This is a genomic window from Pseudoalteromonas qingdaonensis, assembly GCF_038739665.1.
GTDB classification, from domain to species: Bacteria; Pseudomonadota; Gammaproteobacteria; order Enterobacterales; family Alteromonadaceae; genus Pseudoalteromonas; species Pseudoalteromonas qingdaonensis.
Window position 1 is genome coordinate 208,409 of the sequence record NZ_JBCGCU010000005.1, and the last position, 6,645, is coordinate 215,053.

Below are 6,645 nucleotides of genomic sequence, written 5' to 3' on the forward strand. Positions count from 1 at the left end.
TTGCTTTTTTAAATAAATATTTGTGGAATATTCAAACTGTTAGCTAACAGTGAAAGAAGGGAGAAAAGCGTCGTAAAACCCCCAATAAACGGCGTATCGGGGGCCAAAATACCAAATAAAACCTACATCCAGTCGGCGTTTCGAATTACACCAACCGCTAAGCCCTCAATATCAAAAGATTCATGTTCTAAATCGACTTCGATAGGAGCAAATTCTTCATTTTCCGCATGCAGTAAAACCTTGCGGCCGGCCTTTTCCAGGCGTTTCACGGTTACGTCGTCACCCACTCGGGCCACCACCACCTGACCGTTTTCGGCCACCTGAGCACGATGTACCGCCAGCAGGTCGCCATCAAGAATACCTATATCCTTCATACTCATGCCATTAACCCGTAACAGATAGTCCGCCGCCGGCTTAAACAACATGGGGTCGATTTGGCAATGACTCTCGATATGTTCCTGCGCCAAAATAGGCTCACCGGCGGCAACGCGACCGATTAACGGCAGGCCTAATTGCTCCGGCTCTTCTTCCTCAACCAGCTGAATACCTCGGCTGGCACCGGGTTTCATTCTGATCACCCCTTTTTTGGCCAGCGCCTTAAGGTGCTCCTCGGCAGCATTGGCACTGCGAAAACCTAATGTTTGTGCAATTTCGGCGCGCGTTGGCGGCATGCCGGTATCTTTAATAAAGACTTTGATCAGCTCTAAAATTTGCGATTGGCGATTAGTTAAAGGGCGCATACAACTGGTTTTCCATACAGTACATTTAACTGTGAGTATATACAGTTGTCAGAAAATCGCAAATAAAATCAGGGAATTTACGGAAGTCGCCCCCTCTCCTCTTTAGCCCCACAGCGACAAGTTAAAAGCCACTGCTGGGCGTCTCCAGAAAAGCTTGCTCCTCGGGGGGCGACCGACACCCGAGTATGGCGTTGCGATGGGGGTAGCGACCAAAGCGGTCAATAATAGCCTTACGGGCCAGCTCATAGGAATAACTCTCCAAAGGTCGAAACAGGTGCTCGGCAAGTATATGAATGGCGGTGCTTTCGCTGTGCATATAAGGCATATATAAAAAACTACGCTCCTGCTCGGTTAGCAGCAGATCGTAACCCTTTTCTAGCGCATGCTGAGCCAGACACAGGGCTTGCGCATCCTGAGCAAAGGCGCTGGCGGTATCGCGATATATATTACGGGAGAATTGATCCAGCACGATAATTTCACAGAGCGCCCCTTTGGCACTTCGACGCCATTGATACAGCTCACCCCGACTGGCAGCGCGGTGGGTTTCGGCAAACAACTCAGTGACTTGAGCGTCGAACCCCTCACTCTTTTTAAACCAATCCTCTGGCTGGCACTGATAAAACCAAAAATCATACACGGATTGAAAGTCCATAACCTCTCCTGCGCATTAACCCTTAAGCCGTTACAAACAGTCTAGTCAATTCAGGGGTTCGGATGATGACAAGGAGGCGATATTTTTGCTCACAACCCCAGATACAGCCGCCCGCTCTTCCCTCCCTGCGCAAGCTAACCATCGTAAAAGACTTGCAGATGCCGGAGCATGTGCAGCATTATGTGAGCCAGGTTGCCATCGTGAGCAACACCCGAGCATTCACAGACCTTGCCACATAAGGAGCAGTAAGCATGAGCACACGTATTTGGGCACAGGAAATCGATTTTGATCTTTGCCGCCAACTAGACCTCGGCGTCGGCGGCAAAGGCACCTTGATGACCAAACTCGGTATTGAAATCAGCGAAATCGGCGACGACTACCTGGTGGCCACCATGCCAATCGACAACGAGCTCTACAACCCCATGGGCATAGTCCACGGCGGCGCCTACGTGGTACTGGCCGAAACCGTCGCCAGCTACGCCGCCAACTTTGTTGTCGATACCAGCAAATACTACTGCGTCGGCCAGGAGATCAACGCCAACCACCTCAAAGCCTCACGCACCGGTACCCTCAAAGCCGTAACCAAACCCGTGCATATCGGCGGCCGCTCTTCCGTGTGGGAGATTAAGATTTATAACAGCGCGGGCGATTTGTGTTGTATTTCAAGGATGACCGCAGCGGTGGTGGAGAAGCGATCAAAGGGCACCGGCCTTTAATGCGGGATTGTTTCTGCACCTTGTCTGTAGGCGAGGCTTTAGCCTTGCGAAAGGCGCTTCGATTTTAGATTTTGTCGCGTTGGCGACAACAACCAAAGAGGGAGTGATTCGACTCCCCCTTTGGAAACCCCGCGAACCCGGGATTCGCTAATGCTTCCGAACTCAAGCTTTTGTTAAGCGTTTCGTTTTGCTTTCGACAAGGTTTAACGAGGTGTCCTACCTCGGTAAACCTAGCTCGATATCCCTATCTCGCTGTCTCTAGCACACTCCACAACAAAAGCCGATTTCTACAGCGCGAATCAAAACGGGAGCAACTTGTTGCGAGTCGAGCGTCCATAGGACCCGTTTTTGATGGTGCTTGTTATACATGCAGTGTCTATCAGACCCTGCTGTAACTAATATTTTGATTTACTGTACCATCAATAATTAAATAGCTGATTCCGCAATTACATTTAACGTTGCCAACCACTTTATTCAGCGATAGACCTGCAACACTAAGATCAACGAGCAAATCTCCGGTATGACATGGTTTTGCTCTATCATCAGATTCTAAATTTAAATCGTCTCTAACTGCTTTTTCAAACTCAGCTTGTTTACCAGCTTCAAGATAGTTTGCATTTGACCACTTAAATTGGATAATCATATGAGCCTCTATGAAATGTATAACGCCGCCTTAAGCGGTGAGCAGTTTGCTAAAATATGAAACGAAGTGAAACTGAGCAAACTGTTACGAATCCGACTTTAAGGTCTTGTTATGTGTTTATGAATTACCAGCAATTAAAACAATTACTACTATGACTAACGCAGGTATTGGATATTTAACGGCTAATTTAAAAATACCACCAATAAGGCTACGTAATATAGAAGGCACCAGAACAAACCAAACTGGACTCCCACCTTAATATTTCTGAACGCCCTCTGTCACCGGTATTTTCAATAATGTGGCTGCCGACGCATTGCTAAGCAAAATATGTACAACAAAGATCAACAGACCCTAGCCAAAGTTAATCTTCGCCATCAAGCGCTTCAATCATTTGATCTACAGCGTAACTCCACTCATCGAGCATGCTATCATGGAGAAGCCATACGTCCTGGCTTTCAGCCAATTGCTTAGCAGACTTTGTATAGTCATTATTTGTTACAACTGCGGCACCAAACGCTTCATAGTAATCTCTTGCAGAAGATACCTCCTGAACAGCTTTATTTCCTACAGGTTGGCTATACAGCTTACATTGAATAACAAACCTCAAACCATATTTTTCGGCAACAACATCTGCTCCTTGATCGCCACTACCAGAAGTAGAATACGCAGTCCACCCCAGTTCACAAAGTTGGTGGGCTACTATCTTTTCATACTCATATGGATCATCAGGCTCATTCTCACAAGCAGAGGCATCTTCCCTAACAATATCTAAAACCATCATTATATTCTCACGATACAGCTCCGACATATCCAGAGCTATAACCCATTCTTTATCACAGTAGTCCGTCAAAAACTGTTTGAAAGCACGTAATGGAGCCTCTACCCTTGAATTAATATATTTCCCCACAAGATAATTTATAAAATCTTCTCTTTCGATTTCACCAAATTCATTCCTGTAAGACAACTGACGGCATTTAGCTGATAACTCTTTAAAATCATTTATGAAAATAGCTTTTGTATATTGTCTCAAAGCACCTTCTGCTATTGTACAGTGAGGGTACTTATCAAATTCTCCCCAGTTAAACTCTTCTTCTATACCGTATTCATTTTTTAAAGCTGATTGCAGCTCAAGTCCTTTAGCCACATACTTAAGCCAAACAGATACATTACCCCAAAAGTCCTTTACATCAGGGTTATACTTTTCTGATATAAAACTTGCGCACAAATCAGAAACCTTCTTATCCTTTTTGGCTAGCATAGCTATTCTCATTGAGATTGTTTTAGGTATATCCATATAAAATAAGTTCCTATCGGTATAAATAATACAGGTAGAGCTATTGTAACAATTACGCCCGAATTCAGATAATAAGTGCACCACTCATGGTTAATGGGTGACAGACGATCAACTGCCTGTTGGTGGTATTCTAACGTCGCCAAACAATGAATCGCCCCGAGTTCATCGGAGACCAGTTTGTTTAAGTCAGACCACTTTACCTGACTCGTTTAAATTATCATAGTAGTCTGTTTCATATTGAGCTGGTGAAATATACCCAATTGAAGATAAGAGGCGTTGATTATTAAACCAATTAACCCACTCTAACGCTGCGTATTCAACAGCATCAACATTCTTCCACGGGCCATTTCTGCGAATAACCTCTGTTTTAAATAAGCCATTAATTGTTTCAGCCAATGCATTGTCATAAGAGTCACCCACACTGCCTACAGACGCTTGAATTCCAGCTTCAGCAAGTCGCTCAGTGTATCGAATAGACAAATATTGACTCCCTCTGTCGCTGTGGTGAATTAACCCCTCGGGCTTGCCACGGTGCCAAATAGCTTGCTCTAATGCATCAAGAATAAGTTCTGTGTGCATTGTTGTTGATACACGCCAACCTATAAACCCTAATTCACAATCGTTCAAATGCAGCTGTCTAACACAGATGTATCAGCTGATTTCCCGTTTAAATTCGCGCTGAAGAAATCGGCTTGTGCTGCGGCGCGTGGCTAAGACAGCAAGGCACGACGCCGAGCTAGATTTATCGGCACAGGGAAGTGCCGCTAAATCGTGTCGCAGCCTAAGCGAAGCGTTTAGCAAAAATCCGAGTGCGTAAGCATTAGCGAATTATGGGTTCGCGGAGTTTCCAAAGCGGGGCGACGAGTGGCCTACGATTGATAATCATCACGAACAGGAATCAGGATTCAACGATAAATTAGTGATAGCCAATGCAAGGCTAAAGCCTCGCCCACAGCCACAAATTCCAACCCACCTCAAGAACACAGATGTGTCAGCCCTATCCCCTTACATTGCATCCGAAACGAGATACGAGAAGAGTAATCGCCAGCAGGACGCTGGCGAAAACAGGCCCAGAGCAGGGATGCGCTGTGCCTGTTGGTTACGTTCATTTCTCGTAACTCGTTGATGAAATTATGCAATGTTGGGGCGCCTTGGGTTTCCAAGGGGTGGTTGGCGTAAACCGCCCTTTGGTTGCCGTCGTCAACGCGACAAGATCGCACCACAGAGAGCTGTGGGGAGTTTTAATTGAAAAGGTAAGTAGAGTTGCTTAAAAGGCTGTGTGGGGAGATACAGGGATTGTCAGGCTGAAGCCTGACCTACAACTCACGGCCGTGAAGCTGGCCTATAAGGTTTTTCACGCATAAAAAAAGGCCGCCGAAGCGACCTCTTTTTTAGCGTTTTAGCTATATCGTTGATTACTCAACGATTGTAGCTACAACACCAGCACCTACTGTACGACCACCTTCACGGATCGCGAAACGTAGACCTTCGTCCATCGCGATTGGGCAGATTAGTTCAACAGTCATCTTGATGTTGTCGCCAGGCATTACCATTTCTACGCCGTCTGGTAGTTGGATGTCACCAGTTACGTCAGTTGTACGGAAGTAGAACTGTGGACGGTAGCCTTTGAAGAATGGCGTGTGACGGCCACCTTCGTCTTTAGAAAGTACGTATACTTCTGATTCGAACTTAGTGTGCGGCTTGATTGTACCAGGAGCTGCTAGTACTTGACCACGCTCAACTTCGTCACGCTTAGTACCACGTAGAAGGGCACCGATGTTCTCACCTGCACGACCTTCGTCTAGAAGCTTACGGAACATTTCAACACCTGTACAAGTTGTCTTCGTAGTTTCTTTGATACCTACGATTTCAACTTCGTCGTTCACGTTGATGATACCAGCTTCAACACGACCAGTTACAACTGTACCACGACCCTGGATTGAGAATACGTCTTCGATAGGCATGATGAATGGCTTATCGATGTCACGCTCTGGCTCTGGGATGTAAGTATCTAGGGCTTCTGCAAGCTCGATGATCTTGTCTTCCCACTCTTTCTCGCCTTCAAGCGCTTTAAGAGCTGAACCTTGGATTAGTGGTAGGTCGTCACCTGGGAAATCGTACTCAGAAAGAAGTTCACGAACTTCCATTTCTACTAGCTCTAGTAGCTCTTCGTCGTCAACCATGTCACATTTGTTCATGAATACGATGATGTAAGGTACACCAACCTGACGAGAAAGTAGGATGTGCTCACGAGTCTGAGGCATAGGGCCGTCAGTCGCAGCTACTACTAGGATAGCGCCGTCCATTTGAGCAGCACCAGTGATCATGTTTTTAACGTAGTCAGCGTGTCCAGGACAGTCAACGTGCGCGTAGTGGCGAGTTGGAGTGTCGTACTCAACGTGTGAAGTTGAGATGGTGATACCACGCTCACGCTCTTCTGGAGCGTTATCGATTGATGCGAAGTCTTTTGCTGTACCACCGTATACTTTTGCAAGTACGTTAGTGATTGCTGCAGTTAGAGTTGTTTTACCGTGGTCAACGTGGCCGATTGTACCAACGTTTACGTGCGGTTTTACGCGTTCAAACTTTTCTTTTGCCAT

At 46.1% G+C, this 6,645-nt stretch carries 6 protein-coding genes and 1 pseudogene; 1 reads left to right on the forward strand and 6 read right to left on the reverse strand.

Translation table 11 applies throughout. From position 1 onward, the window contains the following. Window positions 1-122 precede the first annotated feature (122 nt). Window positions 123-740: a transcriptional repressor LexA gene (lexA, locus tag WCN91_RS06840; RefSeq protein ID WP_342677542.1), complete on the reverse strand. Its 618-nt coding sequence runs from the start codon at window positions 738-740 to the stop codon at window positions 123-125. Window positions 741-861: 121 nt separating this feature from the next. After that, window positions 862-1,392 (reverse strand): DUF924 family protein, encoded by a 531-nt coding sequence (locus WCN91_RS06845; protein WP_342677544.1) that lies wholly within the window; start codon window positions 1,390-1,392, stop codon window positions 862-864. Window positions 1,393-1,643: 251 nt separating this feature from the next. Between WCN91_RS06845 and WCN91_RS06850 the strand changes: the two genes are divergently transcribed. Continuing rightward, complete coding sequence (locus WCN91_RS06850) at window positions 1,644-2,108, forward strand: PaaI family thioesterase (RefSeq protein WP_342677546.1); 465 nt, start codon at window positions 1,644-1,646, stop codon at window positions 2,106-2,108. Window positions 2,109-2,487: 379 nt separating this feature from the next. Here the strand turns inward: WCN91_RS06850 and WCN91_RS06855 are convergent, their stop codons facing one another. The 4 genes and pseudogenes from WCN91_RS06855 to tuf all read right to left on the reverse strand — a co-directional run bounded on the left by WCN91_RS06855 (window position 2,488) and on the right by tuf (window position 6,645). Continuing rightward, on the reverse strand, window positions 2,488-2,751 hold the full coding sequence (locus tag WCN91_RS06855) for a hypothetical protein (protein WP_342677548.1): 264 nt from the start codon (window positions 2,749-2,751) through the stop codon (window positions 2,488-2,490). A gap of 361 nt (window positions 2,752-3,112) precedes the next feature. After that, window positions 3,113-4,045 carry a restriction endonuclease gene (locus WCN91_RS06860; protein ID WP_342677550.1) on the reverse strand — a complete coding sequence of 311 codons (933 nt, stop codon included), beginning with the start codon at window positions 4,043-4,045 and terminating at the stop codon, window positions 3,113-3,115. 186 nt (window positions 4,046-4,231) lie between these two features. After that, window positions 4,232-4,648 (reverse strand): annotated as a pseudogene (locus WCN91_RS06865) (DDE-type integrase/transposase/recombinase); the annotation flags it as partial. An 812-nt stretch (window positions 4,649-5,460) separates the two neighbouring features. After that, entirely contained in the window at window positions 5,461-6,645 is a 1,185-nt protein-coding gene (tuf, locus tag WCN91_RS06870) for an elongation factor Tu (RefSeq protein ID WP_342677552.1), read from the reverse strand.